Raw genomic sequence first — 19,311 nt, forward strand, 5'->3', positions numbered from 1 at the left:
TAAAACTCTTGAAATGGTAGACCTGACAATGGCACTTTTTGCCAGATTCCATGTCAATGGAAGCTGGAAAGATATTGCGTCATTATTTAGTTGACACCCTCTGGTTTGTAATTTTAAAATGAAATATTCAAAATTGAAAATATCAAAAACGATAGAGGCAAAAAGCTGTTTGCCGGCTGTAGGTTTTAAGGTTGCACAATATGTTTTTTTGTACCTAAAATGGATTTTTTGTATTGAGAAGCAATATGATTTTAGAACACGATAACAAGTAACATGTTCATATCGATGTTGAGTCACCAACTCATAGTTTAAAAAGATGCAATGAACCATAAAGAATAAATATTTTGCAATAAAATAATATTGATACGTTTTTATGTGATTTCAATTATGGAATATTTTTATTGATCCCACCCTTCGGTAAAGGGTGATTTTGTAGTATTCCTATGAAATTCCATGAGATGGAATCTCAACTGATTATTATGACAGATCCTGGATCAAAAAACAATGGAACTATCTGATATTATATATACAGAAACTTTTTTGAAAAAGAAAAGATTAAATAGTAAATTTTGAGGTGCCGTGAGAAGTCTTTTGGAATGCAGTTTCTTTTATTATTTCAAAATGAAATAGTTCAAAATGAAATCATCTTAAACTGAAATGAAAAGTACCGCAGGCAGGATTTTGGGCGGGGCAATCAGTGAGACTCGCGGCTTTTCCAGAGGATTGGTGAGGCCAGATTGAAGGCTTTTCGGCAGAAATGGGATTTTGGCAAACCTTTTGCACAAGGTGTCGGAAAAGAGAAATCAAAAAACCGATCCGCCCTCTATACACTCAACGAAAAGGTTGCCTAATGGAACACGTTATTATGATGGATGCTAAAGATAACATCGCCATTATCATGGCCCCTTCTTTGGCTGTGGGAAGCGAATTTACTGTAGGAGGCAAGGCGGTCTGCGCCAAAGATGAGCTCCCCTTTGCTCATAAGGTCGCCATCAAGGCTATCCCCAAGGGAAGTCAGATCGTTAAATATGGAGAGCCGGTGGGTATAGCGACCGCCGATATCGCCCCCGGTGAACATGTTCATGTGCATAACGTCATCAGTGGTCGCCACACTGTAAAAGGATAAGGAACGCTGTTATGTTGCCAGAAATCATGGGTTACAGGCGTCCCGATGGTCGTTTCGGCATCCGCAACCATATCGCCGTCATCGCTACGATGGACAACGCCAATCCTACGGTGCGGCGCATATGCTCTCTGGTGAAGGGTTGCGTGCCGTTCTGCCCCGGGTTCGGCCGTGGTGAAATGAACGAAGACCTTGCCCTGCACAACCTCCTCTCCATCAATACCGCTCTGCATCCCAACGTGTACGGCGTCATCGTCGTGGCTTTGGAAGATCAGACCGCCGAATACATCACCGGCGAGATCGCGAAGGGCGGCAAGCCCGTGGTGGGTTTCTCCATCGAAGATCAGGGCGGCACCGTGGAAGTGGCGTACCGCGCCGCCCAGGCTGCCATTCAGATGCTTCACGATGCAGGCCGCCTGCGCCCTGAACCCATGCCTTGGAGCGAGTTCGTCCTCGGCGTGGAATGCGGCGGCTCCGATGGTTCTTCCGGCATCGTTTCCAATCCCGTGACCGGTCGTCTGGCTGACCGTGTCATCGACGCCGGCGGCACCGTCATCATGTCGGAAACGCTGGAACTATTGGGCGGCGAAGAGATCCTTGGCCGCCGTGCCGTCACTCCTGAAGTGGCCGCCAAGGTGAAGCGCATCATCCAGCGCACCCTCGACTATGCCGCTGAGCATAATCTCGACATCATGGGTGCCAATCCCGCTCCCGACAACATTGCCGGCGGCCTGACCACCATTGAGGAAAAGGCCCTCGGCTCCATCAAGAAGGGAGGCACCAAGCCCCTGGTCGAAGTCCTCGAAGAGGGCGAACGTCCTACCAAGAAGGGCTTCGTCATCATGGACGCTCCCGCCCCCGGCGTGGAGAACCTCACCGCCATCGTGTCTGGCGGTTGCCACGCCGTCATCTTCTCTACCGGCAAGGGCAACTGCATCGGCCACCCCGTGGCCCCGGTCATCAAGATTTCCGGCAATCCCATGACCGTGAAGTCTATGCGCGACAATATCGACGTCGACGTGTCCGGCGTCATCAATCAGGGGCTCACCCTCGATCAGGCCACCGATATCGTGCAGGACAAGCTGGCGGACGTATGCTGGGGTGCCATGACCAGCTCCGACATGCTGGGTGAGATCGAAACGGCTGCCAGCCGTCTTTTGAGAACTTTGTAAGCCAGAGGATGCCATGAAGGTTTGTTTTCTGGGGCTTGGAAGCATGGGGAGCGGCGTGTGCCGCAACCTGCTGAACAAGGGATATGCCCTGCAGGTATGGAACCGTAGCCCTGAAAAGGCGGCCAAGGTTGCTGGCTGGGGTGCGGAAGCCTTTGCCACGCCTCAGGAAGCGGCCCTCGGTGCCCGTGTGGTGCTCAGCTGCCTGTCTTCCGTGGCTGCGCTCAAGGCCGTGGCGGGAGGCGAAAACGGTGTGTTCTCCTGTATGGGGAAGGGGATGGCCTTCTACGATATGGGCACGTGGGACATCGAGTCCGTCCTTGCTCTGGAGGCGGAAGCCGAGAGGCACGGCGTCCGTTACGTGTACATGCCTATGGGCAAAGGGCCCGAAGCGGCCGAGGCAGGGGAGTCTCCCTTGTTCTTCGGCGGCTCCAGAGATGTGTATGAGCGGGATAAGGCGTTCCTCTCCGAGATAGGGGAGGTGTTCTACCTCGGCGACGTGAAGGCGGCCTGCGCCTTCAAGCTCATCACCAACCTCATCGGGCTTTCCAACAACGTCATCCTTACCGAAGGCGTGTTCCTCGCGAAGAGGATGGGCCTCTCCGAAGAGGTCTTCCTCAATGGGGCAAAGTCCACTGGTGCGTGGTCCTACCAGATGCAGAACTCGGGGCATAAGGTGTTCAATGAAGCCTTCCTGCCCATGCGCGGTACACTCAACAACGCCTGGAAAGATATGAAGTTCGGCGTGGAGATGGCGGAAGAGGCGGGAGTTTCCTGCCCCGCCTTCACCATGCTCAGGGATCGCTACAAGGCCGCATCGGAAGCCGGCTACGGAGAGGAAGACTACATCTCTGTGTATCGTCTTCTTATGGATGCAGAAAAGTGACGACGCAACTTCTGCGGAACCATGTAATTGATTAGGAGTTTGTCATGAAAGTTGGTTTTATCGGTCTTGGCAAGATGGGGGCAGGCATCTGCTCTAACATTGTTAAGAACGGCATCGACGTGGTGGTGTATGACATTAATCCCGCCAACGTCCAAAAGTTCGTGGACATGGGTGCCTCTCCCGCCGCCTCTGTAAAGGAATTGGCCGCCCAAGTTGAAGTGAGCATCACCTGCGTGCCCATGCCTAAAGACGCCAAGGGTGTTTTGCTCGGGCCCGACGGCGTGTTTGAAAACCTTCCGGAAGGCGGCGTGCATTTCGACTTGTCCACCTTGGACATCGAAACGGTGGTGATGCTCGAAGCCGAAGCCGCCAAGCTCGGCAAGAAGTACCTCGTCATTCCCATGGGCAAGGGGCCCGCCTTTGCCGCAGACGGCACCTGCCCGCTGTTCGGCGGCGGCGACAAGGCCACCTACGACAAGTATGAAGAATGCCTGCTCAAGAAGATGGGCAAGCCCGCCTACATCGGCGATGTGAAGGCCGGCTGCGCTCTGAAGCTCATTCAGAACCTCATGGGCATGAGCATCAACGCCGTCTGTTCCGAAAGCATCAAACTTGCCAAGCTTACCAACATCCCCAAGGAACAGTTCATCGAACAGATCTCGAACTCCGGTGCCTTCTCCTTCCAGTTCAAGAATACCGCCTCCGGCACCTTCGACGAAGACTTCGAGCATCCGGTATTCACTGTGAATCTGGCCTTCAAGGACGTGCGTCTCGGCATTGAGATGTGCGAATCCCTCGGCCAGCGTGTGCCCATGATGTCCCGCGCCCGCGAAGTGTTTGCGGCCACCGCTGAAAAGTACGGTGAAGAAAATTTCACCGCAACCTTCAAGATGCTGTAAGCAATTCTCTTCCTCCACTCCCGGAAGTCGTTGCCGTCCGGAGCGGCTTCCGGGGCCCTCTCCTCAATGTTGCAGCATATTCACTTCTAACCTTTCTGAGGAGTCAGACATGTCCAAGAAAATCATCTTCATCACTGGTGTTACCTCCGGTGTTGGCCGCGAAACCGCCCGCCGCTTCATCAAGGAAGGCTGGAAAGTCATTGGTACCGGCCGTCGTCAGTCCCGCCTCGATGAGCTCGCCGCTGAACTGGGCGGAGACTTCCTCCCCCTCTGTTTCGATGTCGCCAAGCGTGATGTTGTGGTGGAAATGTTCGCTAATCTTCCCGAAGGGTTCAAGAATATCGACGTACTGCTGAACAACGCCGGCAGTTCCATCGGCCAGAATCCCGCTCAGGAGGGTAGCATGGACGACTGGGACGAAATGATCGCCACCAACATCAACGGGCTGCTGTACTGCACCCGCTCCGCTCTGCCCGGCATGATCGAACGCGGTACCGGTCACATCGTCAATATCGGCTCCGTCGCTGGCAACCGCGCCTTCAAGTGCGGCAACGTGTACGGTGCCACTAAGGCTTTCGTGAACCACTTCAGCAGGATGCTCCGTTGCGACCTTCTGGGTACTCCCGTCCGCGTGACCAACATCAAGCCCGGCCATCTGCACACTGAATTTCTGGCCGTGCGTTTTAAGGGTGACCTGAAGACTTCGGAAGCCGCTTACGAAAACTTGGATCCCTTGACCCCTGAAAACATTGCCGAAGCCGTGTGGTGGTCTGTAAACCTGCCCGCCCACATGGACGTGTGCGATATGGAACTTATGCCCATGTGCCAGTCCGACGGAGGCTGGAGCTTCTGCCATAAGAGCTGACTGAGCGTACGCGGGCTCCTTTCGCGGGAGCCCGTTTTTACAGACCTGCCGCCGCTGTTCCGAAAGCGGTCGCAAAGACCATCAGGATATGCGTTATGATGACCGCCGAGGAGTACATCCAGTCCCTCCGTGATCTGCGCCCCCGCAGAGTTTATGCATTTGGCGAGAAGATCGAGGATTGTGTTGGGCACCCTTTGATCCGCCCTTCCATCAACTGTTGCGCCATGACCTACAAGCTGGCCGAGATGCCTGAGTACCGCGAGTTGATGGTGACTGCCTCCAGCTTCACCGGCAAACCCGTGAATCGGTTCTGCCATCTGCACCAGTCTACGGCTGATCTGGTGAATAAGGTGAAAATGCAGCGGCTTTGCGGGAGCATGACCGGTGCCTGTTTCCAGCGCTGCGTGGGCATGGATGCCCTCAACGCCGTGTTCAGCACTACCTATGAGATCGATGCCCGCTACGGCACCGGATATCATCGGCGTTTCGTGGAGTTCATCAAAGAATGGCAGGAAAAGGACTGGACCGTGGACGGTGCCATGACCGATCCCAAGGGCAACCGGGGCCTCGCCCCCCACGCCCAGACGGATCCCGATATGTTCCTGCGCGTGGTGGAACGCCGTGAGGACGGCATTGTGGTGCGCGGTGCCAAGATGCACCAGACCGGTGCCCTCAACTCCCATCAGATTCTCGTTATGCCCACGCAGACCATGCGCGCGGAAGACCGGGACTATGCCGTGGCCTTCTCTGTCCCCGCCGATGACCCCAGCATCCTTTACATCTATGGCCGTCAGGCCAGTGACACCCGCAAGCTGGAAGCCAGCAAGGTGGACGTGGGCAACGCGAATTACGGCGGTCAGGAAGTCATCATTATTTTTGAAGATACCTTCGTTCCCTACAAGAACGTGTACATGCTGGGCGAGATCGACTTTACCGGCATGTTGGTGGAGCGCTTCGCCGGTTATCACCGCCAGTCCTACGGCGGCTGCAAGGTCGGAAACGGCGACGTACTCATCGGCGCTTCCCAGACGGTAGCTGAATGCAACGGCTGTGCCAAGGCGTCCCATATTAAGGATAAGATCATCGAGATGATCCACCTGAACGAGACGCTGTTCTCCTGCGGCATCGCCTGTTCCTGCGAAGGCGCCCCTACGCGGGCCGGAAATTACCAGATCGACATGCTCCTTGCCAACGTGTGCAAGCAGAACGTCACCCGTCTGCCTTACGAGATCGCCCGCCTCGCGCAGGACATCGCCGGAGGGCTCATGGTGACCATGCCTTCCGATGCCGATTTCACGTCCGAAGAAGTGGGCGAATGGTGCCGCAAGCTCATGGTGGGCGACGCCCAATATTCCGTGGAAGACCGCCAGCGTATTCTTCGTCTCATTGAGGCCATGACCATCGGTTCCGTGGCGGTGGGCTACCTCACCGAATCCATGCACGGAGCAGGTTCGCCGCAGGCCCAACGTATCATGATCGGCCGTCAGGCCAATATGGAAGCGAAGAAGGCACTTGCACGCCGCCTGTGTGGTATCGATCCCGACGGCCTGTTCTGATTTGAGATACCTGCCGTGGCTTTTGGGGCCTTGGCGTTACTGCCTGAAGAGAGGGAAGGGGTTATGTACGAGAACATCCTTTTTGAGAAAAAGGATGGTGTGGCTTACCTCACGCTGAACCGCCCTGATCGGCTGAACGCACTGAACAGTGCCGTGCTGAAGGAGCTTGACGATGCCCTTGCCATGATCGACGGGGATGCTGAGATCCGCGTCCTCGTCGTCAAGGGGGCCGGAGAGAAGGCCCTTGCCGCCGGAGCGGACATCGCAGAGATGCAGTTCATGGAAGCGGAATCCGGTATGGCCTTCGGTGCGTTTGGACAGAAGGTATTCGCTAAGATAGAGGCCCTGCGCCAGCCCGTCATCGCCATGATTTCGGGCTTTGCCCTTGGAGGCGGCTGTGAACTGGCCCTTGCCTGCGATATCCGCATTGCATCCGAAAAGGCCCGCTTCGGCCAGCCTGAAGTCGGCCTCGGCATCACGGCCGGGTTCGGCGGCACCCAGCGTTTGCCCCGTTTGGTGGGTAGGGGGGCGGCTTCCCTGTTGCTCTTTTCGGGTAGCATGATCGATGCCCCAGAGGCCCTGCGCATCGGCCTTGTCGACAAGATCGTCCCCCACGATGCCCTTGCCGCGGAAGTTTCCGCGCTGGCGGAAGGCATCGCCCGTCAGGCTCGCTGTGCCGTCCAGCAGACTAAACGCTGCATACGGCATGGCCTTGAATCTGGCCTCGAATCCGGCCTTTCGTACGAAGCGCAGGCGTTCGGCCTCTGTTTCTCGACAAAGGATCAGAAGGATAGGATGGACGCCTTCGTCAATCGCCGCCGCTGATCGGGTTCCGCTACGCAACTCTTGGAGGATGGACAGAATGGAAGCAGCGTTCTGGCAACGCCTTGATGAGATCATTACGAAGACCGTGAGGCCTATGGCCGCGCGCTGTGATGAAGAGAGCCTTTTCTGCGGGGAGTCTGTCCAAGCCTTGGCCGATGCCGGATTCATGGGGCTTCCTTATCCTCCTGAGTTGGGAGGGCGCGGTTCCAGTTATGAATCGTATGTCCGCTGTGTGGAACGCCTTTCCAAGGCCTGCCCTTCCGTTGGCGTCACCTATGCCACACACGTGGGACTTGCCTGCCATCCGCTCCATGCCTTCGGCTCGCCCATGCAGAAGGAAAGCTTCCTTCGTCCCATGCTCCGCGGCGACAAGCTGGGGGCCTTTGCGCTCACGGAGCCCGAAGCAGGGTCGGACGTGGGGGGCATCGCAACTACGGCGGAGCTGGACAGCGGCTTCTACATCATCAACGGCCACAAGATATTCATCACCAATGCCGGCAGGGCCGATATCTACATCCTCTTTGCCCGTACTGGCGGGCAGGGCACGGAAGGTCTGAGTGCCTTCGCGGTGTGCAGTAACGATGCCGGGCTGCTCATATCCGCCCCTCAGCGCAAGATGGGCATCCGTGGTGCTCAGACTTGTGAACTCTTTTTCCGTAACCTTTGTATCCCTGCCGATCGCCTCATTGGCAGGCCCGGTGATGGTTTCCGAATCGCTGCGGAAACGCTGGACGGCGGGCGGCTGGGCATCGCCGCACAGGCGGTGGGTATAGCGGATGCCGCGTTTGACGAGGTGTGTGCGCGGCTCAAGGAACGCCGCCAGTTCGGCCGCACCCTGGAGCACTTCCAAGGGCTGCGCTGGAAGGCTGCGGACATGTGGGCGAAGGTGGAAGCCGCCCGTCAGCTCACCCTGTATGCGGCCCGTCTGTGTGACGGGGGGAAAATGTTTCGCGCGGAAGCTTCGGCGGCCAAGCTCGTGGCATCGGAGGCGGCTGTATGGTGCGCTTCGGAAGCCGTGCAGATATGCGGCGGCAGCGGCTATCTGCATGGATCTGTTGCGGAGCGTTTGTACCGTGATGCCAAGATTACCCAAATCTATGAGGGAACGAGCGAAGTCCAGCGTATGATCATCGCATCCGGCATCCTTGGGTGATGGAAACGGGATAGTTCAAGAGCGGCGTTACGCCGAAAAGGAGATGGTTATGAAGACCCTTTTTGTGATAGGTGCAGGGACTATGGGCGGCGGTATCGCTCAGGTAGCCGCCCTGCACGGCTTCACCGTGTATCTCTATGATATAAAGCAGGAATTCGTTGACAAAGGTCTGAAGGGGATCGCCGAAGCCTGGGACAATCTTGTGGAGCGGGGCAAGATGGCCGCCGGAGACCGTGATACGGCCCTCCCACGCATCATCGGCACGTTGGACATGCAGGATGCCGCCAATGTCGACGTAGTCATCGAGGCTGCCGTGGAGAATCTGGACGTCAAGCGTTCCATTTTTTCGAAGCTGAGCGGTATCGTTTCCCCTGACTGTATCCTTGCGACCAATACGTCCAGCCTGAGCATCACTGCCGTGGCTTCCGCTGTGAGCCGCCCCGACAAGGTGGTGGGCCTGCATTTCTTCAATCCTGTGCCCCGCATGGCCCTTATCGAGATCATCCGCGGTGCCGCCACTTCAGACGAGACCTACGAAGCCGCTAAGGCGCTTTCCGAAAGGCTGGGCAAAACGGCGGTCACCGTGAATGAATACCCCGGTTTCGTGGTTAACCGCATCCTTATCCCCATGCTCAACGAAGCTGTCTTCATGTTGCAGGAAGGCGTAGCCTCCGCTGAAGACATCGATACCGCCATGAAGCTCGGAGCCAATCATCCCATGGGCCCGCTGGCTCTGGCCGACCTCATCGGCCTCGACGTGTGCCTTGCCATCATGGAGTTGCTCCGCGACGAGCTGGGTGAGAGCAAGTATCGTCCCGCCCCCTTGCTCCGTAAGCTGGTCCGTGCAGGCAGGCTGGGCCGCAAGAGCGGTGAAGGGTTCTTCCGCTACTAAGCCGTCGGGAGCATATCGCTCGCAAAGAGCGCAGCATCATCGGGCGAAAGCCCTTGGAGAGCCGGCACTGTGCCGGACAGGAGTCATTATGTGTGAAGTGGTCATCGTAAGCGCAGCCCGTACAGCACTTGGAAGCTTCGGCGGTTCGCTTGCCTCTGTCCCTGCCGTTGAACTGGGGGCCGTGGTCATCCGCGCAGCCCTTTCCCGGGGTGGCGTGGATGCCGGTATGGTGGAAGAAGTCATCATGGGCAACGTCCTTCAAGCGGGGTTAGGCCAGAATCCCGCACGTCAGGCTGCCGTCAAAGCCGGTATCCCTGTGGAGATCCCGGCATGGACGGTGAATAAGGTCTGCGGTTCCGGTCTCAAGGCCGTGGCGGAAGCTGCGCTGGCTATCCGTGCCGGTGAGGCCCGCTGTGTAGTGGCTGGCGGTATGGAGAACATGTCTCTGACTTCCTATGTCATCCCCTCCGCACGCTGGGGGAGCCGCATGGGCGATGTTAAGCTTGTAGACGAAATGATCAGGGACGGCCTCTGGGACGCTTTCAATGACTATCACATGGGTATCACCGCCGAGAACGTGGCGGCCCGATACCATCTTTCCCGAGAAGAACTGGACGCCCATGCCGTGCTTTCCCAACAGAGGGCCGCAGCCGCGCTGGAAACGGGCGTATTTGATGAAGAGATCGTGCCCGTACACGTGGAGCAGAAGAAAAAGTCCTTCGATTTCGCTCGCGATGAGTTCCCTCGTCCCGACACTACCATGGAAGTGCTCGGCAAGTTACGCCCCGCCTTCAAGAAGGACGGCGTGGTGACGGCAGGCAACGCTTCCGGCGTGAATGACGGCGCGGCGGCTCTCGTGCTCATGGATGCCGAACTGGCCGCTGAACGTGGCCTTTCCCCTCTTGCCCGTATCGTGGGTTGGGCCAGTGCCGGTGTGGAGCCCGACGTGATGGGCCTTGGCCCCATCCCCGCCACCCGCAAGGTTTTGGAAAAGGTTGGCTGGACGGTGGCCGATCTCGATCAGATCGAAGCCAACGAAGCCTTTGCCGCCCAGTTCCTCGCCGTGGGTCGCGAGCTGGGCTTCAGCCTTGATAACGTGAACGTCAACGGTGGTGCCATTGCCCTTGGGCATCCTATCGGTGCCTCCGGTGCGCGTATCCTCGTTACGCTTTTGCATACGCTGAAGCGGAAGGGGCAGAGCAGGGGGTTGGCAACGCTATGTATCGGCGGCGGGCAGGGGATAGCCATGCTGGTGGAAAGGGGCTGACGGGCCATGCCTTCCCTCCATGTGAAGTACTGCGGGGGGTGCCGCTCTGGATACGATCGTGTGGCGTGGTTCAGGGGGATGCTGTCCGCCATGCGTGCCTTTGATGAGAGCATCGTGCTCACGGACAATGAGGCCGGGGCCGATATCCGGGTAGCTGTGTGCGGCTGTCCTGCCCAGTGCGTTTCCGTTCTGCCGGGGACGCATATGCTCCATGCCCCATATATGGATGGGGAGCGTATGGGACCCAGTGATATGGCCGTATATTTGCTGAACATGGCCTCCCCGCGGAATGGAAGGGACGAATAGCATTGCTTGTCAACTTATTACAAAGAAAATAAGAGTTAAGGAACGCAGAGGTGGTATCGGTGTCAGTGATATCCCCCAGCCTCAGCGCTGTTATCTATGTTAGCACGGTTTTCGATGTACTGGCCCTATTCGCCGTGATTTTGTCCGGTGTCCTCATCGCCTCCTGCCTGCGCGGTATGGTGTACCTCAGTACATGCGAATGTACCTTCCTCACCAGCTATGCCAACATAACCTTATGTGAAAGAAGTGTCCGGCGTTATGATGGGAAGCGTCACTATTTCCGCCGTGGCGTACCCCTCCCTCAGTGCTTCCATGAGCCTGAGGTGCGTCATCAGTAAGGGACATCCGGTTCCTGCATTTGTCGTACTGAGCAAGCATCTCTGCCACCCTGCGTAGAGGAACCGTATATCATGACGGTGTTCGCCTCTGCTTTTCCCCTGAGATGAAGCGGGAGATATTTTGATGCCACCCTGATGACGATACTGTATATGCAATAGTTAATGATTGTTATATAGATGGGCACAGAGAGTATGATGTCCGCAGTGAAGGCGTGGGCGTGGGGTCTGAAGAGACTTTCAATATGCTGACACTGTTCGTGCAAGCAATAGGCTAAAATGGGAGCCTATTGCTGTGGCAACAGGGACATGGCGGTACACACTCTCTCTGATAGTGCCGCGCTGTGGGAGGCATCCGCCTTTCCGGTGATTTTATGAAAAATTTATTTTTGAATTTCAGATAGTTGAAATGTTGCTTTCATTGCAGAAGCAAATATCTCCGCGCAAAAGCGGGTATCTCCGGTATGGGGGCCTCCTCCGGGCGCTTGTCCCCGCAGGAGGCCTTCCATCATTTGCTGCTTTGTTCCAGCGTTTCGGCGATGGCTTTGATGCTTGGGGCGACGGGGAAAGGCCGTTCCGTCCCAAAGGCCAATGCCTCGAACTGTGGGATAGGCAGGGGGCGCGAATAGAAATAGCCCTGCGCGTAGGAGCATCCGGCCTGAAGCAGGAAAGCGGCCTGTTCCTCGGTTTCCACGCCTTCGGCAATGACCTTGATGTTCATTTCGCGGGCGAGGGAAATGCTGAACCGGATGACGGTCTTGCCGCGTTCGGTCGTGACGACCTCGTTGAGGAACCCACGGTCGATCTTGATAAAGTCCACGGGCATGCTCTTGAGCATGTTCAGGGACGAGTAGCCCGATCCGAAATCGTCCATTGAGAACTGGAACCCGAAGGCCTGCAGGGCCTTCATGGACTCGAACAGCCCGCTTTCGTTTTCAAGGAACGCGCTTTCGGTGAGCTCCAATTCGAGGAGGTGCGGCGGCAGCCCGTAGCGCCGCATCAGGTCAAGCAGCTTTTCACGCAGGCGCGGATCGTGGATATGCATGCGCGACATATTTACGGAAATGGGCGTGGGCGTGAGGCCGCGGTCAATCCAGCGGCGCAAGGTGATGCATGCCTGCTCCCAGATGTACTCGTCCAGCCGGTTGATGAAGCCGTTCTTCTCGAACAAAGGGATGAAGCGGTCGGGCGGCATCAGCCCCTCAGTGGGGTGTATCCACCGTACCAGCCCTTCCGAACCGATGATGCGCGAGGTCGGGATGTGGACCTTGGGCTGAAGGTAGAGCACGAATTGCCCTTGTACGAGGGCGTCGTGCATCTGGTTTTCGATCTTCTTTTCCTCAAGGATCTTCTCGCGCAGCTTGCCGTCGTAAAAGGCGTAGCTGTTCAGGTAATTGCCCTTGATCGTCTTGAGGGCGAGGTTGGCCCAGTCGCAGAGCACGTTGATGGGCGTGTCGGCGTTGTCGACCTCGCAGATGCCGAACGAAGGCACGACCTTGTACGGCAGGGGATAGTCGGCGAGCCTGTCCGTCAATTCCCTGATGAGGGCGAGGATCCGCTCACGGGGATAGTCCACGCACAGGCAGAATACGTCCCCGCCCAGCCGCCCATAGACGCTGTGCGTCCCCGCCATCTTTTCCCGCAGGAAATCCGCAATGGTGATGAGGATCTTGTCGCCCTCCTTGAGGCCGTACAGGTCGTTGATGACCTTGAAACGGTCTATGTCCATGCGGACGATGCTGTAGCGGCGTTCGGGATAGGCATGCACGGCCTGTGCCGCCTGCGAGTAGAAGGTATGCATGTTGTAGATGTCGGTCAGGAGATCGAACTCGGCCCGGTACTTGAGCGCGAGCACGGAACGGGTTGCGCTGTCCACGTCGTTGAGCGTGCCGATATAGCGCTTTGGGGTGCCGTTGCCGTCGCGCAGGCAGGTGAGGGCCGCCTTGCACCAGATGTATACGCCGTCGCGCTTGCGGAAGCGGGCGGTCATCTCGGTATAGCGCTGAGCCCGCGAGTCCTTGAGGAAGGCGGCGAGCAACGGCAGGTCGTCAGGATGGATCACAAGGTCATCCCGCCAGATGTGCATCAGATCGCGCTGATCATAGTTTCCGGCGAAACGGGCGGCTATTTGCGGCGAAATGTAGTGGGCGCCGGTTTCGAGGTTCCACTCGAAGACGAGGGTGTCCGTCTGCTCCACGATGGTCCGGTAGCGCTCGTCGTCGAGGCGCTGGCGCTCAAGGAGGATGTTCTGCTGGGCGATTTCCTCGGCCTGCTTCTTGTCCCCGATGTCCATGATGAAGGCGAGATAGATCTCGTCGCCGCCGTCGGGCTGGGCCACGGGGAATATGGTGATCGACGCCCAGTGGTATTCACGGTCATGCCAGAGCTTGCGGAATTCGCCGATAAGGTATTCCCGCCCCGCCGCGAAGTTCTGCCGCAGCGCATCAAGATCGAAGAACTCAAGGAAACGGGCGCGGTCTTCGGGGAAGATCATGTTGCGCGATACGAGATCGATGGACTCGCTGAGGCGGCCCCGCTCAGGCGGGGTCACATACTTGCCTTCCACATGGTACACGATGCGGTAGCTGTCCTGCGTGATGTTCAGCTCGTACAGCTCGTCATAGATGTTGCGCAAGGCGTGGTCGTACTGCTCGCTGATGCGGCGGCGCTGTTCCTCCTCGCGCTGTTCGGAGATGTCGCGCACGAGGAGCATCCCCTTGTCGGTGCGGCAGGGATCGTGCCCGCACAGGGGGACGATGAAGGCGGCGACCCAATACCATTTGCCGTCGCGTCCAAGGCGGCGGTATTCGGCGGGGACTTCCATGCGGCCTTCGTTGAATTCCTTGCGGATGTTGCTCCCGATAAAGGCGTTGAGGAAGCGTTCCCGATCCTCAGGGTGGATGAGGGTGGCGGCTATGGTGTGGATGTTGCCGCCCTCGTCCCGATCCACCGGGATCATCGGCGTGTCGGCGGCGTAGACGAGGTGGGGCGTATCGGCGTTGAGGTCGATTTCGTAGATTTCGGTGTAGGTGTTGCGCAGGGCGATGTTGTAACGCTCTTCCTCAATGGCGCGCTCCTCTTCGGCGCGCTTCTGTTCCGTGATGTCCCGGATGATGAAAAAGGCGGTCATGTCGTCGCCTTCTTCAAGGAAGAACACACGGTTTTCAAGCCACAGCTCTTTCCCTTCGCCGAGAAGCACGCGATATTGGGCGACGAGGGTGCGGGAATGCGCACGGCAGGCCTCGAACAGGGCTTCGGGCGTGGCGGTGCGGTTGATGCGCTCGCGGTCGGCGGGGTGGATCATCGCGATCGCTTCGGCGTGGAATGCACGGTAGTCGCCGGAATGCGGTTCCGCGGGCAGGCTCGGTGCGGAGACGCTGCGCTGGAACTGCCACGTGCGCAGGTTGATCTCGATGATGCAGTCCCCGGACTGGCGGAACACGGCGCTTTGGCGGCGTTCGAGCCGGGCGGCGGTCTCCTCCATCTTTTTGCGCTCGTTGATGTCCTGCCAGAGGATGAGCAGGCGCCCTGACGAGCCGGGCATGGGCAGCACCAGTATCGAGATCCAGTGATAGGTTCCGTCGGCGGCGAGGGCACGGTATTCGGTGGACAGCCGGGGATCGGCGGCCACCTTCTTGCTGACGTTTTCCGGTGAGAAGAGGTCGAGGAAGGAGCCCCGGTCATCGGGATGGATATGCCGGCTGGCGATGGCGAGGGTGTCGCGCGAATACGAATGGGTCAATTCGGGTTTCGCCAGCGTGGAGCCCGCGTCCCGGTGTACGATGCGCATGGAATCCGTATCGAGCATGACCTCGTAGATCTCGGAATAGCTGTGCTGGAGGGCCTTGTAGAATTCGGCCTCCTCGTTGAGCTGCTCGGTGATGTCGCTCAGCAGGAGCAGGGCATGGCGGCACGATCCGGGGATGGCGCGGATGGCTGCGCTGACCCAGCGGTAGGGCTTCCCGGCGTCCTGCCGCTTGCGGTATTCGAGCTGCGGGGCCTCGCCCGCGTCGAGCCGGGCTGTGATGTTCGGCACGTCGTAAAAGGCACGGACGCTTTCGAGGCTCTCAGGGTGGACGCGGTTCTTGCCGCGATCGAGGACGAATTCCTCAATGGGCATCAGGGTCGGCGGGATGGTGACCTGTTCGCTGTTGTAATAGAGGGGAGCGATGAGCCCGGCCTCAAGATCGAGGCGGAAGATTTCCGTATAGCTGCTTTGCAGGGCGAGGAGGTAGTTGTTTTCCTCTTCCTTTTTCTTGGTGACGTCGCGCAGCAGGATGAGGGCATGTCCCTCGTTGCCGGGGACGGGCTGCGCCGAGGCGGAAATCCAGCGGTAAGGGCCGGTTTCCGATAAACGCTTGCGGTATTCGCACTCTGGGTGGCCGCCGCGCTCCAGTTCCTCAAAGAGGCGGCGCTCGTAGAAGTCGAGCACGCTTTCGAGGGAGTCGGGGGCTACGCGGTCAACGGCGCGCTGGTGGACAAACGAGGAATAGTTGGCCTCCCCCTTGATGGCGGCCGCCTGCCCGCTGTTGTAGAACAGAGGGGTGACCGAGCGGTTCGTGATGTCGAGGGAGAAGATTTCGGAATAATTGTTTTGCAGGGCAAGGAGATAGTTGTCCTGCCGCTTCTTGCTTTCGGTGACGTCGCGCACGAGGAGGACGGCCTCGCCGCGTTTGCCGGCCGGCAGGGGCACGATGAGCGCCAGCATCCAATGGTAGGCCCCGTCAAGGCCGAGCTTGCGGTATTCGGCGGAGGGCTCGTCTCCGGCGTCAAGTTTCCTGAGGATGCTTTCGGCAGTGAAGAAATTCAGGAAAAGGGCCCGATCCTGCGGGTGGACGCGGGTTTCCATGACCGTGATGATGTCCTTGTCGAATTCGCCGCTGACATCAATGGGCGCGAGCAGCTTGGTATTGCAGAACAGGCAGGCCAGCTGGTTGGCGGCGAGATCCATACGGTAGATCTTGGCGTAGCTGTTCTGGAGGGCTACCTGAAGGTTTTCCTCTTCCTGCCTGCGGGTGAATTCGGCGGCCTTCAGATCGTCGATGTCCCGGATGCACTGGAGGGCGTGGCGCGAGCCGTCGTCCTGCGTATAGGCGAAGGCGATGCGGGAGCGCCAGCGGGGGCCGGTGTCCTCGGCAGACAGGTATTCGAGGTAGGCGCTCCTGCCGTCCGCATCTTCCGCGAAGGCCGCCCGCAGCCCTTCGAGGGAAAAGCGTTCGCGGAAGGCGTCACGATGCTGCGGGAGGACATGGCCTGCGAACCGTCCGAAGTGGTCGGCGTAATCGCCCGAAGCGTCGGCGGCGAAGCCGCTGCGGTTGGCCAGAAGCTCGAAATGCCCGGTGCCGAGATCCACATCCACGACATGATGGTAGCCTGCGCAGAGGGCGCGGGCGAAGGAGTCGCGCTTGGCCTTGGCCTCCCGCTCCTCGGTCGTCAGAAGGCGCTCGGAAATGAGCACGACGTGTGCCGGCTCCCTGTTTTCCCAGAGGAGCCCGGAAACGGAAACCTCGCAGACGCCCTTGAAGGGCGGGTGTTCATGCAGGGTGGTGAAGGCTTCCCCGCCGCCGCGTTTCGCCACGGGGCAAAGGGGGCAGATGTCGGATCTGCCCCAAAACACCTCAAAGCAGGTTGCCCCGATCCTGGCATTGGGGTACGCGCGGGCGACCGTATCGTTGAAATAGACGATGCGGTGGCTGGCGTCGATGACGTAGACCGCCGTATTGTGCAGGCTGTCGAGGATGTTGCGGGTGGATTCGTAGCTTTCGCGCAAAAGGCTGGCGGAACGGCGCTGGCGGATGTACTCCCCGATGATTTTGGACATGAGGATGAGGGCGTCCACTTCCTGCTGCGTCCATATGCGGCGGTTGCCGCGCTCCTCGAAACCGATATGGCCGATCACGCGCCCGTCGCACACGATGTCGCATTGGAGGAGCGAGGAAATGGCGCCGTCGAGGATGAACGTTTTCCCTTCCGAGAGGATTTCCGAAAAATCGCTGCAATAATAGATGCCGCTGAAGTCCCGTGTTTGGGGCAGCTTGACGGCTTCGACGGGGACGTTTTGGAACCGTTCCCCGCTGCTCCATTTCGGATCGGAGCACCATTCGTGCGCGATGCTGGCGGACTTCCCGTCGGGCGAATAGTTAAAGATGAGGATCTTGTCCACGCGCAAGGTGTTTCCGATGAAATGCAGCGCGTTGTCGATCCCTTCGTGCATGTCGTACATGCTGAAGAGGATGTCGATGATGTCCACCATGATGTTGTTGCGGACGGCGTTGGCGGCGAGGGGCGGGGATGTCTGGACGCCGCCGGCGTCCCCGCCGGAGGACTGCCCGAAGAATTCGTAACGGTTTTTGCCGTTCCCTTTGGCGTGGTACAGGGCGACGTCGGCCTGCCGGAACAGATCCTCATAGGCAATGGGGCGTTCGGTTACGGCGATGCCCACGCTGACGGAGATGGCGTTGCTGACGTTGCTGTTTTTGAACAGGGTTCGGATGGAGGAACAGAGGGACCGCGCGCGTGTGCGGATGCCCGCGGTTTCGGAAACGTCGCGCATATAGACGTGGAACTCGTCGCCGCCCACGCGCCCGATGATGTCGTCTTGGCGGAAGGTGCGCCGGAGCTGGCGGGCGATCTCGATGATGATGGAGTCCCCGGCGAGGTGCCCCATGCTGTCGTTGACGTCCTTGAAGTTGTCGATGTCGATCATGAACAGCACGCCGAAACTGCCGGGCCGTGCGTCGCGCAGGGCGATGCGGATCTCCTCTTCGGTGGTGGCCTTGTTGTACAGCCCGGTCATGGAGTCGGTGCGGCTCTTGTCAAGGAGCCTGAGCTGTTCGCGCTTCTGGCGGTCGATGTCGCGCAGCGCGCCCACGGATTTGATGGGCTTGCCGAGGGCGTCCTTGATGTTGGTGCTGTAGAGGGCGAACCAGTGCTTGCTGCCTGAGCGTGTAGGCAGGAACCGTTCGGGTGCGGCCCCCGTGGGGGCTTTTTCGGCGTCGAGGGCGAGGAATGGCCCCCGGAACCCTTCGCTCACGGGATCGATGGGCTCGCCTTTGCCCAGCCGCTCGCGGAAACGGTGGATAACGGGTTCGTGCCCAAAGACCTTATGATACTTTTGGGTGTAGGTGATGGTGTCCGTCCCGAAATCGTATTCAAAGGGCAGATCTTCGGAAATGTCGGCGATGAGGGCGTATTTGCGGCGCTCATATTCGGCGCTGCGCAGCATCTCCTCCACACGGGCGAGATCGGTAAAGGTGCAGAGATAGATGGGGTATTGGCCTTTGTGGAGCACGCCCTCCACGCGCGTGGCGGAAAGGCGGATGCGGATGGGGGTGCCCTTGCGGACGATCTCCCCTTCCCAGTCGAAAAGGGGAGGGTGCCCGGCGAGCAGCCCGATGAGGCGCGCGGCGGAAGACGGTTCGAGCCAAGGGAGGAGGGCGTTGCCCTGCTGGCGGCAGGGCTCGGCGGTTTCCCCGGCAAGCGTGCGGAAAGCCTTGTTCGCCGCGAGCAGGCTGAGCTGCGGATCCGCGGCAACGGTGGCGGTTCCGGTGATTATGTGCGGGTTGTCGAGGAATTCTTGGAGCCTGTTCATTCGACTGTTCTCTTGAATAGGGTGTGGAGACATTCCGGGGGATGCCCCGCATGTCGGGACATATTGGATCGGCGGCGCAAATTCCCGCCAGAATGGGGATGCCCCCGCATGTCGGAAAATATCTTAGAGATGAAAAGATATTATTGCATAATCCGGGATGCCCCGCATGCCGGAGAAGATTTTTGGGTAAGGCTCTGTTAGAGCATGTGGTTGCTCCATCTCCACAGTGCGGTGAAAAATACAGCCTCTTTTTCTGTGTTCCCCTTGGCGGGATCCACGGCCAAGGCATTTTGCCGGTTATCCCTTTGGAGTTTCAAGGAAAAAAGCATCAACCATTTTCTATAAGGCTGTGTTTAAGTTTACGGTTGCTGATTTTTTCAATGAAAATCATGAATAGATAAAAGCTCGTTTCACGTCTGGTGATGTGGGCCTCTCTCATTTTTT

Annotated in this window: 13 protein-coding genes; 12 read left to right on the top strand and 1 reads right to left on the bottom strand. The window is 58.3% G+C overall.

Annotation, left to right across the window (positions count from 1 at the left end):
- The first annotated feature begins 850 nt into the window (after positions 1 to 850).
- The 11 genes from ACZM8Y_RS14580 (at position 851) to ACZM8Y_RS14630 (ending at position 10,941) form a co-directional block, all read left to right on the top strand.
- On the top strand, positions 851 to 1,126 hold the full coding sequence (locus ACZM8Y_RS14580) for a UxaA family hydrolase (protein ID WP_482330983.1): 276 nt from the start codon (positions 851 to 853) through the stop codon (positions 1,124 to 1,126).
- Positions 1,127 to 1,137: 11 nt separating this feature from the next.
- Entirely contained in the window at positions 1,138 to 2,295 is a 1,158-nt protein-coding gene (locus tag ACZM8Y_RS14585) for a UxaA family hydrolase (protein WP_302553417.1), read from the top strand.
- A gap of 13 nt (positions 2,296 to 2,308) precedes the next feature.
- A complete protein-coding gene (locus ACZM8Y_RS14590; protein WP_337431603.1) occupies positions 2,309 to 3,178 on the top strand; it encodes an NAD(P)-dependent oxidoreductase in 870 nt (289 codons plus the stop codon).
- A 44-nt stretch (positions 3,179 to 3,222) separates the two neighbouring features.
- Complete coding sequence (locus ACZM8Y_RS14595; protein WP_302554190.1) at positions 3,223 to 4,077, top strand: NAD(P)-dependent oxidoreductase; 855 nt, start codon at positions 3,223 to 3,225, stop codon at positions 4,075 to 4,077.
- A gap of 109 nt (positions 4,078 to 4,186) precedes the next feature.
- On the top strand, positions 4,187 to 4,942 hold the full coding sequence (locus ACZM8Y_RS14600; protein ID WP_482330971.1) for an SDR family NAD(P)-dependent oxidoreductase: 756 nt from the start codon (positions 4,187 to 4,189) through the stop codon (positions 4,940 to 4,942).
- Positions 4,943 to 5,037: 95 nt separating this feature from the next.
- A complete protein-coding gene (locus ACZM8Y_RS14605) occupies positions 5,038 to 6,498 on the top strand; it encodes a 4-hydroxyphenylacetate 3-hydroxylase family protein (RefSeq protein ID WP_482330966.1) in 1,461 nt (486 codons plus the stop codon).
- Between the two features lie 63 nt (positions 6,499 to 6,561).
- Positions 6,562 to 7,323: an enoyl-CoA hydratase-related protein gene (locus ACZM8Y_RS14610; protein ID WP_482330962.1), complete on the top strand. Its 762-nt coding sequence runs from the start codon at positions 6,562 to 6,564 to the stop codon at positions 7,321 to 7,323.
- A gap of 37 nt (positions 7,324 to 7,360) precedes the next feature.
- Positions 7,361 to 8,476 (top strand): acyl-CoA dehydrogenase family protein, encoded by a 1,116-nt coding sequence (locus ACZM8Y_RS14615; RefSeq protein ID WP_482330959.1) that lies wholly within the window; start codon positions 7,361 to 7,363, stop codon positions 8,474 to 8,476.
- Between the two features lie 49 nt (positions 8,477 to 8,525).
- Entirely contained in the window at positions 8,526 to 9,368 is an 843-nt protein-coding gene (locus tag ACZM8Y_RS14620; protein WP_482330957.1) for a 3-hydroxybutyryl-CoA dehydrogenase, read from the top strand.
- Positions 9,369 to 9,456: 88 nt separating this feature from the next.
- A complete protein-coding gene (locus ACZM8Y_RS14625) occupies positions 9,457 to 10,635 on the top strand; it encodes an acetyl-CoA C-acetyltransferase (RefSeq protein ID WP_302554197.1) in 1,179 nt (392 codons plus the stop codon).
- A gap of 6 nt (positions 10,636 to 10,641) precedes the next feature.
- Positions 10,642 to 10,941 (top strand): hypothetical protein, encoded by a 300-nt coding sequence (locus ACZM8Y_RS14630; protein ID WP_482330954.1) that lies wholly within the window; start codon positions 10,642 to 10,644, stop codon positions 10,939 to 10,941.
- An 843-nt stretch (positions 10,942 to 11,784) separates the two neighbouring features.
- Here the strand turns inward: ACZM8Y_RS14630 and ACZM8Y_RS14635 are convergent.
- A complete protein-coding gene (locus ACZM8Y_RS14635; RefSeq protein ID WP_487479975.1) occupies positions 11,785 to 18,867 on the bottom strand; it encodes an EAL domain-containing protein in 7,083 nt (2,360 codons plus the stop codon).
- 50 nt (positions 18,868 to 18,917) lie between these two features.
- On the opposite strand from ACZM8Y_RS14635, the gene ACZM8Y_RS14640 reads away from it, so the two are divergent.
- A complete protein-coding gene (locus ACZM8Y_RS14640; protein ID WP_487479974.1) occupies positions 18,918 to 19,268 on the top strand; it encodes a hypothetical protein in 351 nt (116 codons plus the stop codon).
- Positions 19,269 to 19,311 lie beyond the last annotated feature (43 nt).

Source organism: Bilophila sp., from assembly GCF_057864385.1.